1 rRNA gene is annotated in these 925 nt (G+C 51.5%); it reads left to right on the forward strand.

The features are described 5' to 3' along the window. Positions 1 to 925: ribosomal RNA gene (locus tag Q4Q50_RS22315) — 23S ribosomal RNA — on the forward strand; the annotation flags it as partial.

Here is a 925-nt window from a genome sequence, read left to right on the forward strand (position 1 = left end):
TTTTGTATAATGGGTCAGCGACTTACATTTTGTAGCGAGGTTAAGCGAATAGCGGAGCCGTAGGGAAACCGAGTGTTAACTGCGCGTTTAGTTGCAAGGTGTAGACCCGAAACCCGGTGATCTAGCCATGGGCAGGTTGAAGGTTGAGTAACATCAACTGGAGGACCGAACCGACTAATGTTGAAAAATTAGCGGATGACTTGTGGCTGGGGGTGAAAGGCCAATCAAACCGGGAGATATCTGGTTCTCCTCGAAAGCTATTTAGGTAGCGCCTCGAGCGAATACCATTGGGGGTAGAGCACTGTTAAGGCTAGGGGGTCATCCCGACTTACCAACCCTTTGCAAACTCCGAATACCAATGAGTACTACTCGGGAGACAGACGGCGGGTGCTAACGTCCGTCGTCAAAAGGGAAACAACCCAGACCGTCAGCTAAGGTCCCAAAGTACTAGCTAAGTGGGAAACGATGTGGGAAGGCTTAGACAGCTAGGATGTTGGCTTAGAAGCAGCCATCATTTAAAGAAAGCGTAATAGCTCACTAGTCGAGTCGGCCTGCGCGGAAGATGTAACGGGGCTAAGCTAGTCACCGAAGCTACGGGTGCACAGTTTACTGTGCGCGGTAGAGGAGCGTTCTGTAAGCCGTTGAAGGTGAAGGGGTAACCCACGCTGGAGGTATCAGAAGTGCGAATGCTGACATGAGTAACGATAAAGGGGGTGAAAAACCCCCTCGCCGAAAGACCAAGGGTTCCTGTCCAACGTTAATCGGGGCAGGGTGAGTCGACCCCTAAGGTGAGGCCGAAAGGCGTAATCGATGGGAAACAGATTAATATTTCTGTACTTCCGCTAACTGCGATGGAGAGACGGAGAAGGCTAGGCTAGCGCGGCGTTGGTAGTCCGCGTTTAAGGTGGTAGGTGGTGTTCTTAGG

Source organism: Shewanella scandinavica (assembly GCF_031932065.1).
Classification (GTDB): domain Bacteria; phylum Pseudomonadota; class Gammaproteobacteria; order Enterobacterales; family Shewanellaceae; genus Shewanella; species Shewanella baltica.